Annotated in this window: 15 protein-coding genes; 3 read left to right on the top strand and 12 right to left on the bottom strand. The window is 70.5% G+C overall.

Annotated elements, in window-relative coordinates; all coding sequences use genetic code 11:
* Window positions 1-2 precede the first annotated feature (2 nt).
* The 10 genes from MZC64_RS25495 to MZC64_RS25445 all read right to left on the bottom strand — a co-directional run bounded on the left by MZC64_RS25495 (window position 3) and on the right by MZC64_RS25445 (window position 10,100).
* Window positions 3-926 (bottom strand): DMT family transporter, encoded by a 924-nt coding sequence (locus tag MZC64_RS25495; protein WP_247759160.1) that lies wholly within the window; start codon window positions 924-926, stop codon window positions 3-5.
* A 54-nt stretch (window positions 927-980) separates the two neighbouring features.
* Entirely contained in the window at window positions 981-2,579 is a 1,599-nt protein-coding gene (locus MZC64_RS25490; protein WP_374205798.1) for a glycoside hydrolase family 13 protein, read from the bottom strand.
* 99 nt (window positions 2,580-2,678) lie between these two features.
* Window positions 2,679-3,062 (bottom strand): globin, encoded by a 384-nt coding sequence (locus MZC64_RS25485; protein ID WP_247759161.1) that lies wholly within the window; start codon window positions 3,060-3,062, stop codon window positions 2,679-2,681.
* A 22-nt stretch (window positions 3,063-3,084) separates the two neighbouring features.
* Window positions 3,085-4,062: a mechanosensitive ion channel family protein gene (locus MZC64_RS25480; protein WP_247759162.1), complete on the bottom strand. Its 978-nt coding sequence runs from the start codon at window positions 4,060-4,062 to the stop codon at window positions 3,085-3,087.
* 52 nt (window positions 4,063-4,114) lie between these two features.
* Window positions 4,115-4,924 (bottom strand): ESX secretion-associated protein EspG, encoded by an 810-nt coding sequence (locus MZC64_RS25475; RefSeq protein ID WP_247759163.1) that lies wholly within the window; start codon window positions 4,922-4,924, stop codon window positions 4,115-4,117.
* 20 nt (window positions 4,925-4,944) lie between these two features.
* A complete protein-coding gene (locus MZC64_RS48005; RefSeq protein WP_282105812.1) occupies window positions 4,945-6,162 on the bottom strand; it encodes a hypothetical protein in 1,218 nt (405 codons plus the stop codon).
* Window positions 6,163-6,185: 23 nt separating this feature from the next.
* Window positions 6,186-6,812 carry a DUF3558 domain-containing protein gene (locus tag MZC64_RS25460; RefSeq protein WP_247759165.1) on the bottom strand — a complete coding sequence of 209 codons (627 nt, stop codon included), beginning with the start codon at window positions 6,810-6,812 and terminating at the stop codon, window positions 6,186-6,188.
* On the bottom strand, window positions 6,809-7,216 hold the full coding sequence (locus MZC64_RS25455) for a hypothetical protein (protein WP_247759166.1): 408 nt from the start codon (window positions 7,214-7,216) through the stop codon (window positions 6,809-6,811). The genes MZC64_RS25460 and MZC64_RS25455 overlap by 4 nt, the downstream gene beginning before the upstream one ends.
* Window positions 7,217-7,398: 182 nt before the next feature.
* Window positions 7,399-8,004: a DUF3558 family protein gene (locus tag MZC64_RS25450; protein ID WP_247759167.1), complete on the bottom strand. Its 606-nt coding sequence runs from the start codon at window positions 8,002-8,004 to the stop codon at window positions 7,399-7,401.
* Window positions 8,001-10,100 (bottom strand): prolyl oligopeptidase family serine peptidase, encoded by a 2,100-nt coding sequence (locus tag MZC64_RS25445; RefSeq protein WP_247759168.1) that lies wholly within the window; start codon window positions 10,098-10,100, stop codon window positions 8,001-8,003. The genes MZC64_RS25450 and MZC64_RS25445 overlap by 4 nt, the downstream gene beginning before the upstream one ends.
* 153 nt (window positions 10,101-10,253) lie before the next feature.
* On the opposite strand from MZC64_RS25445, the gene MZC64_RS25440 reads away from it, so the two are divergent.
* Window positions 10,254-10,919: an HNH endonuclease gene (locus MZC64_RS25440; RefSeq protein WP_374205791.1), complete on the top strand. Its 666-nt coding sequence runs from the start codon at window positions 10,254-10,256 to the stop codon at window positions 10,917-10,919.
* Here MZC64_RS25440 and MZC64_RS25435 read toward each other — a convergent pair whose 3' ends face one another.
* The gene (locus MZC64_RS25435) at window positions 10,920-11,471 is read right to left on the bottom strand and encodes an autotransporter outer membrane beta-barrel domain-containing protein (protein WP_247759170.1); all 552 of its coding nucleotides are present in this window, start codon (window positions 11,469-11,471) and stop codon (window positions 10,920-10,922) included.
* 528 nt (window positions 11,472-11,999) lie between these two features.
* Here MZC64_RS25435 and MZC64_RS25430 point away from each other — a divergent pair.
* Window positions 12,000-12,254, top strand: coding sequence for a hypothetical protein (locus MZC64_RS25430; protein WP_185002102.1), 255 nt, complete (start codon window positions 12,000-12,002; stop codon window positions 12,252-12,254).
* Window positions 12,241-12,717, top strand: a complete 477-nt coding sequence (locus MZC64_RS25425) for a DUF5130 family protein (RefSeq protein ID WP_247759171.1) — start codon at window positions 12,241-12,243, stop codon at window positions 12,715-12,717. Before MZC64_RS25430 ends, MZC64_RS25425 begins: the two co-directional genes overlap by 14 nt.
* Window positions 12,718-12,788: 71 nt before the next feature.
* Here the strand turns inward: MZC64_RS25425 and pepN are convergent, their stop codons facing one another.
* Window positions 12,789-15,386, bottom strand: coding sequence for an aminopeptidase N (gene pepN, locus MZC64_RS25420; protein WP_247759172.1), 2,598 nt, complete (start codon window positions 15,384-15,386; stop codon window positions 12,789-12,791).
* Window positions 15,387-15,405: the final 19 nt, after the last annotated feature.

The following is a 15,405-nucleotide window of genomic DNA, read 5'->3' as shown; positions in this document are numbered from 1 at the left end:
GCTCAGGCGGCGGGGGCCACCGGCTCCCGCCGCTTCTCCTTGCCCGGCAACGCGAGCAGGCCCAGCCCGGCCAGCACCAGCAGCGCGCCCAGCACCCCGCCGCCGGTGAACGCCTCGCCCAGCACCAGCACGCCCAGCAGCGCGGCCACCACCGGCTCGGCCAGGTTGAGCGTGGCCACGTTCGCCGCGGGCAGCACCCGCAGTCCGGCGCCGAAGAGCAGGTAGGCCAGCACGGTCGGCACCAGCACCAGGTAGCCGATCACCCCCAGCCCGGACAGCCAGGCCGGATCGCCGCCGTCCAGCCCGCCAGGCCAGCGCCACAGCAGCACCGGCAGCAGCGCGAGTCCGCCCGCGGCGAAGAGCAGTCCCATCGTCCCGTCCGAGCGCTGCCCGGCGGAGATCATCTTGGCCGCGCACACGGTGTAGATCGCGTAGCCCAGCCCGGCGGCCAGCGCGAGCACCGCACCCAGCACCGCGTCCGAACCGCTGCCGCCGGTGCCGGGACTGGAGAGCACCAGCGTGCCCACCCCGGCCACCGCGAGCCCGGTCGCGGCCAGCCAGGTGCCGCCGGGCCGTTGCCCGGTGACCAGCCACTGCACCAGCCCGGTCCACACGGGGCAGGAGCCGAGCGCGGTGATGGTGCCGACCGCGACCCCGGCCAGGGACACCCCGGAGAAGAACCCGACCTGGTAGACCGCCACCCCCACCGCGCCGATGACCACCAGTGGCCAGGACGCCCTCGGCACGTTCCGGAACGCGCCGCGCAGGGCGGCCAGGCCGAGCAGGACCGCCCCGGCCAGCACCACCCTGGCCGAGCCGACAGTCAGCGGGTCCAGGCCGGTGGGTCCGAGGGCCTGGGCGGTGCCGGTGGTGCCGAACAGCACCGCGGCGGCCAGTACCAGCAGGGCGGCGCGTCCAGTGTTCATCGCCGCCGATCCTGCGGCACCCGGCCGACCCACGTCGACCGGGTTTCCCACAGTTCAGACCAGCCAGGCCGCGGTGTCCGGCGGCAGGTGCTCGCCTTCCAGCGGACCGCTGCTCAGCAGCACCTCGCCGGGCGGCAGCGGGACCAGCGCGCCGGAGGTGTTGAGCGCGCAGATCAGCCCGCCGGGCTTGCGGCGGAAGGCGAAGCAGCCCGCGGGCGCGCCGTACCACTCGACCTCGTCACCGCGCAGCGCTTCGTGGCTCTTGCGCAGCTCCAGGGCCTGCCGGTACAGCGAGAGCATCGAGCCGGGGTCCTCCAGCTGGGCCTCCACCGTCAGCGTGGCCCACTCCGGCGGCATCGGCAGCCAGGTGTTGTCGCCGGGGGAGAAGCCGAACGGTGGGTGCTCGCCCTCCCAGGGCATCGGCACCCGGCAGCCGTCCCGGCCCCGTTCGGTGTGCCCGGAGCGTTCCCAGGACGGGTCCTGCAGCGCCCAGTCCGGCAGCTCCACGTTGGGCAGGCCCAGTTCCTCGCCGTTGTAGAGGTAGACCACGCCGGGCAGCGCCAGTTCGACCAGGGTCATCGCCCGCGCCCGCTTGACGCCCAGCTCGCCGCCGCCGTAGCGGGTGACGTGCCGGACGACGTCGTGGTTGGACAGCGTCCAGGTGGGCAGCGCGCCCACCTCGCGCACCGCGGCTAGCGAGTGGTCGATGGCGCCGCGGATGGCATCGGCGTCGAAGTCGGTCTCCACCAGCCGGAAGTTGAAGCCCAGGTGCAGCTCGTCCGGGCGGACGTAGCGGGACATCCGCTCGTCGTCCTGCACCCAGATCTCGCCGACGGCCATCCGGCCCGGGTACTCGTCCATCACCTTGCGGATCATGCGGTGGATGTCGTGCACGCCGTCGTTGTCGAAACGCGGATCGCGGTTGTTGTCGAAGAGCAGGTGCGGGCCGGGCATGTCCTCGGGGTTCATGTCCGGCAGCCCGGCCGGCTTGGCCATGCCGTGCGCGACGTCGATGCGGAACCCGTCCACGCCGCGGTCCAGCCAGAACCGCAGGGTCTGCTCCAGATCGGCCCAGACCTCGGGGTGCTGCCAGTTCAGGTCGGGCTGTTCCGGGGCGAACAGGTGCAGGTACCACTGGCCGTCCTCGACCCTGGTCCAGGCCGGTCCGCCGAAGATGCTCGGCCAGTTGTTCGGCGGCTCCGCGCCGTCCGGGCCGCGGCCCTCGCGGAAGATGTAGCGCTCCCGCTCCGGGCTGCCAGGGCCGGCCACCAGCGCGGCCTGGAACCAGTCGTGCTGGTCGCTGCTGTGGTTGGGCACCAGGTCGACGGTGACCTTGATGTTCTGCGCGTGCGCGTCGGCGATGAGCCGGTCGAAGGCGGCGAGGTCGCCGAAGAGCGGGTCCACATCGCGCGCGTCGGCCACGTCGTAGCCGTGGTCGGCCATGGGGGAGCGGTAGAACGGGGTCAGCCAGAGCGCGTCGACGCCGAGCAGTTCGAGGTAGCCGAGCCGGGACCGGATGCCCTCCAGATCACCCACTCCGTCGCCGTCGGAGTCCGCGAAGGACCGGACGTAGACCTGGTAGAAGACGGAGTCCCGCCACCAGGGCGGCGCGGCGGCAGGATCAACACTGCCCCCGGCGATGTCGGGGTCCACCTCGGGCGATCGTCGCACGATGGTTCATCCTGCCATCCGGGTCCGACATTCAAGGCCCGGTTGGGTGATCCGTGAGTTTCCCGACTTTCGCGGTCTGGATCACACCCAGGAGTTGACCAAGCTGTTAGCGGCCATCTCCATATAGGCCCACAGCTGGTCACGGCGTTCCTGATCCAGTCCGGCCTCGTCAACCGCGATCCGCATGCAGCGCAGCCAGGCGTCCCGTTCGATCGGCCCGATGGTGAACGGCACGTGCCGCATCCGCAGCCGCGGGTGCCCGCGCTGATCGGAGTAGGTGTGCGGGCCGCCCCAGTACTGCATCAGGAACAGCCGCAGCCGCTCCTCGGCCGGGCCGAGGTCCTGCTCCGGGTACATCGGCCGCAGCACCTCGTCCTTGGCGACCTCGGCGTAGAAGCGACCCACGATGCGGTGGAAGGTGTCCTCGCCGCCGACGAGGTCGTAGAAGGTCTCCGGAGTGCCCATGGCAGCCATTCTCCCCGTTGCCTCAGCTCTTGGGTTTCTCCGGGGCAGGCGGCGCCTCGGGTCCGTTGGGCCGCCCGTTCGGGTAAGGCGGTTCGATGCCTGCCTCGTCGTAGGCGGCCATGATCTTGGCCCGCAACGCCCGCTGCACCGCCCACTGGCGGCCGGGGCGGACCTTGACCGTCATCCGCAGGGTCACCGTGTCCGCGGTGACCTTCTCCACGCCGAGCACCTCCGGCGGCTCCAGCACGTCCTCCAGCAGCGGGGTCCTGGTCGCCGCGTCGGTGACCACCTCGGCCATCAGCTCGGTGGCCCTGGCCGCGTCCACGTTGTGCGCCACCGGGAAGTCCACCACCGCGACCGCGAAGCCCTGGCTGGAGTTGCCCACCCGCAGCACCTCGCCGTTGCGCACGTACCAGACCGTGCCGTTGACATCCCGCAGCGTGGTGACCCGCAGCCCCACCGTCTCGATGGTGCCGGTGGCCGGCCCGAGGTCGACCACGTCACCCACGCCGTACTGGTCCTCCAGCATCATGAAGATGCCGGACAGGAAGTCCTTGATCAGGTTCTGCGCGCCGAAACCGATGGCCACGCCCAGCACACCGGCCGAGGCGATGATCGGCGTGATGTCGATGGTCAGCGTTTCCAGGATCATCAGGAACGCGATGCCGAAGACCAGGATCGAGGTGATCGACTTCAGTATCGAGCCGATGGTCTTGGCCCGCTGCGCCCGCCGTTCGGACAGCAACGGCCCGGCCGCCGCCTTGATCGCCTCCGGCGCCCGCTCCTTGAGCGGCCGCAGCAGCACCGGCACCCGCCCGGCGCTGGAGTTCGTCGTCAGCTTGTCGATCATCCGCCGGAGTAGGTAGCGCAGCAGGAACGCGCCCACCATGACCAAAATGATCTTGATGGGCTTGGTGATGATCCACTGGTTGTTCGCCAGCCACTCAGCCGAGCTGAACAGCCACTCCTGTGGTTCACGCGCGGACAACTGGGCGGTCATGTCACTAACTTGGGTGACAACGTTCGGCACGGTGCCATGTTACGGAGCGGTCTCAGCGGTTGGTGACCGAGGCGGCCATCTCGGTGAGTTTCTGGGCCAGTGTGCGCCGGTCCGCCGGGGCCACGATGACCCACTGACTACCGTCCGGACCTCGCATCTTCTGCCCGAGGTAGCGCCCGTCGACGTTGTCGATGAATGTGAGCGGACTCTCGGAGCGCTTGCGCGAGCCGAGCCGGTCCCTGGCGGCCACGAACAGCTGACCGCCACCGGTGCGCGGCTTGTCCATGATCTCCTTGAGCCGCTGCGGGCTGGCCCCGCCGCTGTTGCGCGAGGACATCATGAACCCGCCCTCGTCCTCCGCGGGCCGCGAATGCCGCCCACCGCCCCGGCCGCCGCCGTCCCCGCCACCGAAGGTCTCGGCCGGGAAGTTGAACGACTGCCCGCGCGCGGCCGGCTTGTCCGGCAGCGCCGAGACCAGCGCGTCGACCAGCCCGGTCGGCCGCACCGGGGACAGCACCAGCTTCTCCTCGAGGATCTCGGCCAGCACCGCCTCGTCCCCGGAGGCGGCGGCGAGCGCGGCCCGCTGCTCGCCGCCACCGGGCACGCTGTACCAGCCGTAGAACTCCCGCTGCGGCCGCTCGAGCATGTGGAAGGTGTCCACCAGGTCGGGGTGGGCCCGCCCGCCACGGGCCAGGCCCAGCCCCTCCAGCTCCTGCCAGGCTCGCCGTTGCACGTCAAGCCGGTCCTGGTAGGTCTCCCCGTAGGAGGGGATGCCCAGGGTCGGGTGCTTGTCCTGCAGGTTCTCGCTCTCCCACACCACGTCGTAGGCGGGCAGCGAAATGGTGACTCTGGCTCTCAGCACGGCTTCTTCCTAGTTCAGCGTCAGCGGTACCCGGGCGGCGTCTCACCGATGACCGGCGGTGCGACCAGCGTGTTGTCGCCCCAGATGTCATCGGACTCGACCAGGTAGCTGGGCCGCTTGTGTTCCTTGTCCTCATCGCCCTTGGCTCCGCCGCCGCCCATACCGCCACCGGCGCCCATGCCACCCCGGCCACCAGCCCCGCCGGCGGCGCCACCGCGCCCACCACCGGGCCCGTGCCCGTCAGCACCGACTCCACCGGACCCACCAGGCCCGAATCCGCCCCCGCTGGGACCGAACCCGCCACCTCGCGGCCCAAACCCACCGGCGCCGCCACCACCACGGCCACTACCGCCACCGGGCATCCCCGGCATCCGCGGCGGCGTACCGCCGCCACCCCCAGGCCCACGACCAGGCCCGGTGTTGGGCCCCTGCCCCGGCGGCCAGCCACCAATGGGCGGCGGCATCGGCGGGTTCGGCCCAGGCGGCGGGGTAAGCGGCGGCGGCGTGAACGGCGGCGGCTTCGGCGGCTCCACCGGCGGCTTGTTCCAACTCGGGTCGAGCTGGTCGTTGCCACCGGGCGGCCGCCCGTCCGAGCCGGGCGGCGGCAGATTCGGCATGTTCGGCGTGCCGCTGCCGTTGCGATCCCCACCACCGATGCGCCCGACGTTGCTGTTCGGGTCCCGCTTGCCGGGATCAACCTCGTTCGGGTTGCCCGTGCTCGTCTCCGGGGTCACCGGCGGCGGCGGGATGAACTGCGGCATGTTCGTGGTGTTGGTCTCGCTCTGCGCCTTGTACTCCAGCAGAGCCTGCTGGTTCGCGTTGGTCTTCTCGCCCTGAACCCGCTTGGCCTCGTCGTAGTCGGTCTCCCAGAACGCGGCGCCGTTGAGCCAGGGCTCCTCACCCGGGTCCGGCGGCAGCTCGACCTTGTCCTTGACCGACCGGAAGTCACCACTCTGCGAAGCGACCTTGTAAGCGGTGTCAGTGCAGACGGTCTTCGCGGCGCCGGCCCAGGCAGCCAGCGGCGAGGCCACGAGCTGCGCCTGGTCAGCAGCCTGGCCCTCCCAGGCCACCTTGCCAGCCTTCAGTGCGTTCTCGACCATGTCGCGAACGGTGAGGTAGCGGTCGCCCAGCTTCTGCCACGCCTCGTAGTTCGGGTCCGTGGTGGCCTCGGCGCCCTTGGCATCCTTGTGGAAGAACTCGTAGATCGTCTTCCCGTCGAAAGCGTTGGGACGGGGCATGCACGAGGGATCAGGAGCCATGACTAGCTACCCCCCTTGATAGTCGAGATCACCATTTCCGCGACCTTGTCCGCCAGGCCGCACGCGTTCTTGTACTCGGCGGCCGCCTTGTCGTTGACCGTCACACCGACGCTGATCGTGACGGTGTCGCTGACGCTGGTGTAGCCGAAGCAGTCACCTTCCCCGAACGGGGTGCCGGTGTTGGCGTGCACCGAGGGGTATCCGGAGACCGTGGCGGGCTCGAAGGCCTTGTAGGTGTCGCGCTTGGCGTAGAGGTTGTTGAGACCGGCGTCGGCCTTGGTGCTCAGTGCGACGCTGAAGGAGCCGCCCACGCTGGTGTTCGGGTTCTGGGCGGTTCGCCAGGTGCACTCCTGGCCCAGCACGCTCTCACCCACCTTGCCTGGCGCGCTGACCCGGACCGTGCCGTACTGCGCCGCGGTGAGCAGGTCGCAGGGCTTACTGGCGAACGTCGCCGCCTTATCCAGCTTGGGCTGGGTGATCGGCGGTGCGAGACCGGCCGCGCTGGTGCTGGTCGCGGCGCCGCTGGTCGGCGGCTGCGCACTGGTGCTCGGGGAGTTCGACCCTCCGGAGCACCCTGCGACAAGGGCCAGACCGACGATGGCGAGCGTGCTGAGCGCGACGCGGTTCACTGGGTCTTGCCTCCGAGTTGGCGGTTCATGTCCTCAGCGTCCGCGTAGCCCTTCATGACCGCCGTCAGGTTGGCGACCATTCCCACCAGGGCCTCGCGGTACTTCTTGTTGGCAGTGGCGTGGCAGCCATCGCCGGTGATGGCGCGGTCGTTGATCTTCTCGGCAGCGACCGCGCTGTACGGATCCCGGCCAGGTCCAGCGGTCAGCCGCAGACGCTCCGCTTCCTTCGCGATCTTGTCGAGTTCAAGGATCGCGTCATTGAGGCCGTCGATGGCCTTCTGCGCGTGCGCCTTGTCGACCTTGAACTTGCCGCCAGTCTTCGCGGCCGAGTAGTCGGTCGCGTAGTGCTGGTTCAGCCTCGCCTGCCCTGGCGAGATATCCGCATCCGGATCCCGTGGCGGCATGTCACACCCTCCCAGTTACTGCGCTCGATGCCGTCTCGCATCGTATCGTTTGACGCCGACATCGCAGGGCAGGTTCCCACAGGTTCCCGACCCTCGTTTGTGGACTGTGTCCCCGATTGAACACAGTCCGTCAACGGTGGTGACGCAGCGAGATGGCAATCATGACGCGGGAGTGGAGTGGGTCACGCTCCGGAGCGGATCGTCGAGATCACCATCTCCGCGACCCGGTCGGCCAGACCACACGCGGTCTTGTACTCGGCTGCCGCCTTGTCGCTGATCTGCACCCCGACGCTGATCGTCACGGAGTCGCTTACGGCCGTGTAACCGAAGCAGTCGCCCTGACCGAAGGGGACACCGCTGTTGGCGTGTGCCGACGGGTATCCGGCAACCGTGGCCGCTTCGAAGGCCGCGTAGGTGCTCTTCTTCTCGTAGAGAGCGTTGAGGCCCGCGTCGGCCTTGGTGCTCAGTGCAACGCTGAACAGGCCGTTCAGGCTGGTGTTCGGGTTCTGCGCGGTGGTCCAGGAGCATTCCTTGCCGAGCACGCTGTCGCCCTCTTTGCCCGGTTTGCTGACCCGGACCGTGCCGTACTGCGCCGCGGTGAGCAGTTCGCAGGGCCTGCTCGCGAACTTCGCCGCGTCCAGCTTCGGCTGGGTGATCGGCGGGGCCAGGCCCGCGCTCGTGGTCGGAGCTGCGCTCGTCGGCGGCGGCGTGGTCGGCGGTGTCGTCCCGCCCGCGCACCCGGTCAGCGCCAGTGCACACCCCGCCACCGCGACCGCCAGCCGCCTCACCGATCGCCGCCGAAGGTCAGGCCCGTGGCGTTGGCCAGGAAGGACAGGGTGTCGGCGGTGAGGGTGATGGTGCGGGAGATGGAGCGGGTGCTGTGGCCCACGTCGGTCTCGCGGCGGAACAGGATCGGGTGGGTGGCCGGGTCGCCGGCGGTGGCCGATTGCAGGGCGGCGCACATCTTGCGGGCGTGGCAGGGGTCGACGCGGGAGTCGGACTCGAAGACGGTGAACAGGACCGCCGGGTAGGCCACGCCCGGGTTGACGTGGTGGTACGGGGAGTAGGCGAGCAGCCAGGCCAGTTCGTCCGCCTCGGCCGCGGTGCCGTACTCGTCCTTCCAGATCCGGCCGATCAGGAATTCCTCGTAGCGGACCATGTCCAGCAGGGGGGCGGAGCAGACCACGGCGCGGTACAGCTCGGGGCGCTGGGTGATGGCCGCGCCCATCAGCAGGCCGCCGTTGGAGCCGCCCTGGATGGCGAGTTGCGGGCTGGTGGTCCAGCCCTGGTCGATGAGGTGTTCGGCGGCGGCGTGGAAGTCGTCGAAGGTGTTCTGCTTGTTCGCCCGCATGCCGCCCTGGTGCCAGGACTCGCCTTCCTCGCCGCCGCCGCGCAGGGAGGCCAGCGCGTACACGCCGCCGGCCTCCACCCAGGCCAGCGCGGAGGCGCTGTAGGACGGGGAGTAGCTGATCGAGAAGCCGCCGTAGCCGCCGAGCAGGGTGGGGCGGGGCTGGTCCGGTTCGGCGCTGGGGGAGAGCACGAACATGTGCACGGTGGTGCCGTCGGCGGAGGTGTAGGCGAGCTGCCGGGTGTGCACCGCGGGCACCTCGACCGCGCCGGGGGCCGCCTCCAGCAGCTCGGTGACGCCGGTGGACCGGATGTGCCGGTGCACGCTGGGCGGGGTGACGAAGTCGGTCCAGCCGATCCACAGCGTGTCCGCGTCCGCCGTGGTGAGACTGTCCACAGTGGACAGTCCGTTCACGGATCCGGTGCCGGGCAACGGGATCTGGGTCAGGTGGCTGCCGTCGGCCGGATCGTGCAGGTGGATCTCGGAGACCGCGTGCCGACTGCGCAGCACCGTGAGCGTGCCGTCCAGCCAGCGGACGGTCTCCAGCACCGAACCGGGGTCCTCGGCGATCAGTTCCCGCCAGTGCTGCCGCCCCGGCTCGGTCGGATCGGCCACGCACAGCCGCCAGCGCGGGGCGTCCACCGTGGTCAGCAGGTACAGCCTGCCGTCGCGTTCGACCCAGGCGGTGCAGTAGGCGCTGTCCACCTCGTCCACGATCTGCCGCAACTTGCCGTCACCGGCCAGGTCGGCGATCCACACCGATTCCTTGGGCGCGGTGCCGGGGGTGGCGTCGACCACCAGCCAGCGGCCGTCGGCGGACAGCCGCACGCCGTAGTAGTTGGTCTTGTCCAGGCCCTCGCCGTGCACCAGTTCGTCAGCGGCCGGGTCCGCGCCCAGCCGGTGCCGCCACACCCGCCGGTGGAACAGCTCCTCGCCCTCGGGCACCTCGCCGGGCGCCAGGCGGCGGACGTAGAACAGTTCCTGGCCGCCGGGCAGCCAGGCGATCGGGGAGTTGCGGGCGCGGTCGATCGGGCCGTCCAGCAGCGCGCCGGTGGCCACGTCGACCACGTGCAGCTGGGACTCCTCGTCGCCGCCGCTGGAGAGCAGGTAGGCGAGTTTGTCGCCCTCCAGGCTGGGCACCCAGTAGTCCAGGGTGGTCAGGCCGGAGGGGTCCAGCGTGGCCACGTCGATCAGCGCGCGCTCGCCGTCGGCGTCGCGGACGTGCAGCACCGAGTGCTCCTGGCCGGGCAGGCGGCGGGTGAAGAAGGCGCGGCCGTTGCGCCAGAACGGAGCGGACACCGAACCCGACTGCAGGAGGGTGCCGATCCGGCCGGCCACCGCTTCCCGGCCGGGCAGTTCGGAGAGCACCGGGGCGACGAGTGCGTCCTGGGCGGCCGACCACTCCCGGGTGCGCGGGTCGGCGGCGTCTTCCAGCCAGCGGTAGGGGTCCGGCACCCGATGTCCGTGCAGCTCGTCGACCAGGTCGAGGCGCTCGGCGGGCGGGTAGAAACGGGGGGCGGACGAGTGCTGGCTCACGATCGGAACCCTACCGATGCGCGGTTGTCACTCCACTGGTTAGCCGCTCGTTCACCGTAGATTCGGGCGAGCCTGCCCGACACGTTACAGATCACAGGTGCGCGAACAGCGCATTATGTGGTCGACTACGTGTGATCCGGTGGAGGTGGTCGCGTGCCCGACCGACAACCGACTCCCATCGGCATAGCCGGTGGGCAGACGCCGCGGGTCCGTTCGTCCTCGAACGGTATCCCGCCGGCCTTGGCCGCGTGCGTTCCTGTACCTGCGCAGGAACGGGCGGCCCCTAGCGAGACGACCCCTGGATGGGGCCGACGCCGTGTGTTGTTGCTGAATGCCACCTTCGAGCCGCTGACGGCTCTCCCAGTGCGCCGAGCGATCGTACTTCTTGTCTGCGGCAAAGCGGAAATCGTCCACGGAGACGCCGCTGGCCTGCAGGTTCACTCCGCCAGCGAGGTCGTGGCGGTCCCGTCGGTGATCCGGTTGAGCACGTTTGTCCGGGTTCCCTACCGTGGCCGGATCCCGCTGACCCGCGCCGCGCTGATGCACCGCGACCGGTTCCGCTGCGCGTACTGCGCCGGGCGGGCCGAGACCATCGACCACGTGGTGCCGCGCAGCAAGGGCGGCCAGCACACGTGGGAGAACACCGTCGCCTGCTGCGCCCGCTGCAACCACCGCAAGGCCGACAAGCTGCTCAGTGAGCTGGGCTGGCGGCTGCGGGTGGTGCCGCGCACCCCGCGTGGGCAGCACTGGCGGTTGCTGGCCGGTGTGCCCGACGCGGACCCGCAGTGGCTGCCCTACCTCGGGGAGCCCGCGGCCTGATCAGGCCGCCAGGGCTGCCTGGGCGCTGATCCGCACCCCATCGCGAGCGCTGATGCGGACTCCGGCGTGTCCGGAGATCCGCACTCCGTGCTGCCCGCTGATCCGCACGCCGTCGCGCGCCGAGATCCGCACGCCCCGGTCGGCCCCGCTGATCCGCACCCCGCGCTCGGCCGCGCTGATCCGGACCCCGGCCTCGCCACTGATCCGGACGCTGTCCCTGGCCGAGATGCGCACGCCGTCCCGCGCGGAGATGCGCACGCCGGCTTCGCCGCTGATCCGCACACCCGCCTCGCCGCTGATGCGGACTCCGGCCTGGCCGCTGATCCGGACCCCGGCCTCGTCGCTGATGCGCACGCCTGACTTGCCGCTGATCCGGACGCCGTCGTGGGCGGAGATCCGCACGCCGCGCTCGGCCGCGCTGATCCGGACCCCGGCCTCGCCGCTGATCCGGACGCCGTCGCGCGCCGAGATCCGCACGCCCCGGTCCGCCCCGCTGATCCGTACCCCGCGATCGGCGCCGCTGATGCGTACACCGTCACGCACCGTGTCCATCGAGCTGATCCGGACACCCTGGCGCGAGCTGATTCGCACCCCTGCGTGACCGGAGGCGCAAACGTCATCAACGGCGCTGATGCGTACCCCGGTGGCGCCGCTGATCCGGACGCCATCAAAGTTGCTGATGCGCACGCCTGCATTGCGGATGAGTGACCGCTTCCCCGAAAGGGTGTGGTCGTTGCTCTGTTCGAGAGTCTTGATATCCGACATGTTGGCGTCTCCCATCGGTGGGATGCTGCTCTGCGTGGAAGAGTCTGCGTGCACAAGACCCGGATAGGTGAAAAGTAGAAGCCTGGCTCGCCGCAGACAAGCCGCCAAAGCGGCCGCCATTTGCCGCTGTTCGGATCGGGGCCGATCGGCCCAGTGGGCTCGGCCGGTCGAGTGGCATCGGGGCATCGGGGAGGTGCCGGTCACACTTCCGGGTTACCTTCCGCGGCCTCCGGCCGAAACCTGGCGAATCCCCCCAAACGGCGGCACGGGGACCACTGCCAGCGGGGCCGGCACCCACCATCTACAGTTGCCGCCGTGACCGTCCTGGAGACCATCCTCGTCTTCGCGGGGATCCCGTTGGCGTTGTACCTCGGGATCACCCTGCTGACGATGTGGCCTGACTCCAGCCGGGGCCAGCGCTACCGGCCCGGCCAGGAGTGGCCCCACGAGCCAGTGTGGTGGAGTGCCAACCCCGCAGGCCTGACCACCTCCGCCGCTCCCGCGGCGCACGACAACGAGGCGGCCGCGGCCGCCGGTACCGCTCGGGGAGGTGCCCGTGGCAACTGGTGAACTCGCGCCCCGCGTCGACCCCAAGGATCTGGCCATCGGTGAGGTCCTGATGCCGCACGGCCGGGTGTCCTCGGCCCGGCACATCAGCGACACCGGACCGAAGCTGCCGTTCAGCCCGGTCCAGCTGGCCACCCTGGACGAGGCGCTGACCCTGTCCAGCCGCAGCTCCGGCCTGGACTTCAGCATCTACCTCGGCGACCTGGGCGAGGACATCCACGCCCGCGCCCAGGAGCTGCACGGCAGCCTCGGCGCCAAGGCCGCCAACGCGGTGCTGGTCGCGGTGTCGCCAGGACAGCGCGTGGTGGAGATCGTCACCGGCGTGGAGTCCGGCCGCCGGCTGGCCGACCGCGGCTGCAAGCTCGCGGTGATGAGCATGGTCGCCTCCTTCAAGGAGGGCGACCTGGCCGGTGGACTGGTCAGCGGCCTGCGCATGCTGGCCGACCAGGCCGGTCCCAAGCACTGACCGACTGAACTGACGACAGCGGCGGCGTCACCCTCGGACTGAGGGGGACGCCGCCGCTGTCGTTCGTCAGGTCAGGAGCGGTCGAACTCGCGGGCGGCCAGCGCCCGGACGATCCCGGCCCGGCCCTCGTTCACCAGGCGCAGCAGCGCCGGCGGGTGAGTGTCCGAGGCGATCCAGGCGTCGGCGGCCTTGACCGTGGCCTGCTCCACCGCCCAGGACGGGAACAGGCCGACCACCACCGGCATGGCCCGGTCGCTGCCGCGGCGCTGCCAGACCTCGGACACCTCGGCGAAGTAGCGGCCGGTGTACCCGGCGAGCAGCTCCTTCTGGCCGGGGTGGGAGAAGCCGTTGATCAGCGACTCGTTGGTGGAGTTGGACAGCTCGTCGTCGTGCACGGCCCGCCGCCAGGTCTCCGCCTTGTTCTCCTCGGTCGGGATCAGCGCGGTGGCCAGCTCGGCCTGCCGCTGACCGGTGGCGGTGGCGTCCCGCGCCAGCTCGGCCGCGACGTCGGTCTCGTCCGCGCGGGCGTGTGCCACCAGGGCCCGCAGCACCCGCCAGCGCAGGTCCGCGTCCACGACCAGGCCGTCGAGCACGTTGGTGCCGTCGTACCAGCCCTGCAGCACGGCCAGCTCGGTCTCGCCGAGCACCGAGGAGGTCAGCGCGTTGGCGAAGGCGAGCTGGTGGTCCGAACCCGGTTCCGCGGTGGTGGCCAGGTCCAGGATGCGGGTGGAGAAGCGGGACCAGCCCTCCGGCCGCCAGGACGGGTCGGCGTAGGAGGACAGCGCGGTCTGGGCCTGGGCCAGCAGTCGCTGCACCACGCCGACCTCGGTCTCGGCGTGCACGCCGCCGAGCACCAGGGTGACGAAGTCGCGGGCCTTCAGCTCGGCCTCGCGGGTCATCTCCCAGGCCGCCGACCAGCACAGCGTGCGCGGCAGCGGCTCGGTGATGTGCGCGATCCGGTCGATCAGGGTGACCAGCGAGTCCGGGTCCAGCCGCATCGTGCAGTAGGTCAGGTCGTCGTCGTTGACCAGCACCAGCTTGCCGCGGTGCACGCCGACCAGTTCGGGCACGTCGGTGCGCTCGCCGTCCACGTCGACCTCGACCCGGTGCACCCGGACCAGCCTGCCCTCGGCGTCGTCGGCGTAGACGCCGATGGCCAGCCGGTGCGTGCGCAGCTCACCGGCGCCGGGCCGGGCGCCGCCCTGCAGCACCGCGAACTCGGTGAACCTGCCCTCGGCGTCCACCGCGAAGCGGGCGCGCAGCGAGTTCAGGCCGGTGGTCTGCAGCCACTGCGCGCTCCACCAGGACAGGTCCCGGCCGGATGCCTGCTCCAGCGCGACCAGCAGGTCGGCCAGGGTGGCGTTGTCCCAGGCGTGCTTGTCGAAGTAGACCCGCAGCCCGGCCAGGAAGTTGTCCAGCCCCACGTAGGCCACCAGCTGCTTGAGCACGCTGGCGCCCTTGGCGTAGGTGATGCCGTCGAAGTTGACCTCGACGGCCTCCAGGTCGGGCATCTCGCAGGCGACCGGGTGGGTGGAGGGCAGCTGGTCCTGGCGGTAGGCCCAGGACTTCTCGATGTTGGCGAAGGAGGTCCAGGCGTGCTTGTACTCGGTGGCCGAGGCCTGCGCGAGCACCGAGGCCCAGGTGGCGAAGGACTCGTTCAGCCACAGGTCGTCCCACCAGCGCATGGTGACCAGGTCGCCGAACCACATGTGCGCCATCTCGTGCAGCAGCGTCTCGCAGCGGCGCTCGTAGTCGTAGCGGGTGACCCTGGAGCGGAAGATGTACTCCTCGCGGAAGGTCACGCAGCCCGCGTTCTCCATCGCGCCCGCGTTGAACTCCGGCACGAAGCACTGGTCGTACTTGCCGAAGGGGTAGCGCACCCCGAAGGCGTTGTTGAAGAACTCGAAGCCCTGCTTGGTCTCGGTGAACAGCCGCTCGCTGTCGGCGAACTCGGCCAGCGAGGCGCGCACGTACAGGCCCAGCGGGATCTCGCCCTCGCTGTCGGTGTACACATCGCGCCATTCCGCGTACGGACCGGCGACCAGCGCGACCAGGTAGGTCGACATCGGCTTGGTGGTCTCGAAGACGTGCTTCGCGGCGCCGCCCTCGGTCTTCTCGCCCGAAGACCCGCTTGCGGGGTCGAGCGTTGTCACAGCCTCGGTGGCGCTGTTGGAGAGCACCTTCCAGTCCGCCGGGGCCAGCACGGTGAGCTGGTAGACCGACTTCAGGTCCGGCTGGTCGAAGCAGGCGAACATGCGCTTGGCGTCCGCGGTCTCGAACTGGGTGTACAGGTACACCCCGTCGTCCACCGGGTCGACGAAGCGGTGCACGCCCTCGCCGGTGTTCATGAACCGGCAGTCCGCCTCGATGACCAGCTCGTTGCGCTCGGCCAGGCCGGGCAGGACGATCCCGTCCTCCTCGCGGAAGGCGGAGACGTCCAGCTCCACGCCGTTGAGCACGGCCCTGCGCACCCCGGCCGCGACCAGGTCGACGAAGGTCTGGGCGCCGGTCTCACGGCTGGCGAAACGGACCGTGCTGGTCGAGCGGAAAGTGTTCTCGCCCGGCCCGCCGGAGCCGTTGGTGAGGTCCAGCTCGATCGCGTAGGACTCCACCTCCAGCAGCGCGGCACGCTGCTGTGCCTGCTCGACCGTGAGGTTCGGTGCGGCCACGGGTCACCTCGTGTTCTTG

Source organism: Crossiella sp. S99.2 (genome assembly GCF_023094165.1).
Lineage (GTDB): Bacteria > Actinomycetota > Actinomycetes > Mycobacteriales > Pseudonocardiaceae > Crossiella.
This window is presented reverse-complemented; position numbering and strand designations above follow the sequence as displayed.

What these genes read in the sequence shown, in the direction of transcription:
- MZC64_RS25485 (WP_247759161.1), bottom strand. Translation starts at nt 3,062, where the DNA reads ATGGGCACTCCGGAGACCTTCTACGACCTCGTCGGCGGCGAGGACACC.
- MZC64_RS25495 (WP_247759160.1), bottom strand. Translation starts at nt 926, where the DNA reads ATGAACACTGGACGCGCCGCCCTGCTGGTACTGGCCGCCGCGGTGCTG.
- MZC64_RS48005 (WP_282105812.1), bottom strand. Translation starts at nt 6,162, where the DNA reads ATGCCCCGTCCCAACGCTTTCGACGGGAAGACGATCTACGAGTTCTTC.
- MZC64_RS25455 (WP_247759166.1), bottom strand. Translation starts at nt 7,216, where the DNA reads ATGCCGCCACGGGATCCGGATGCGGATATCTCGCCAGGGCAGGCGAGG.
- MZC64_RS25435 (WP_247759170.1), bottom strand. Translation starts at nt 11,471, where the DNA reads ATGGACACGGTGCGTGACGGTGTACGCATCAGCGGCGCCGATCGCGGG.
- MZC64_RS25480 (WP_247759162.1), bottom strand. Translation starts at nt 4,062, where the DNA reads ATGACCGCCCAGTTGTCCGCGCGTGAACCACAGGAGTGGCTGTTCAGC.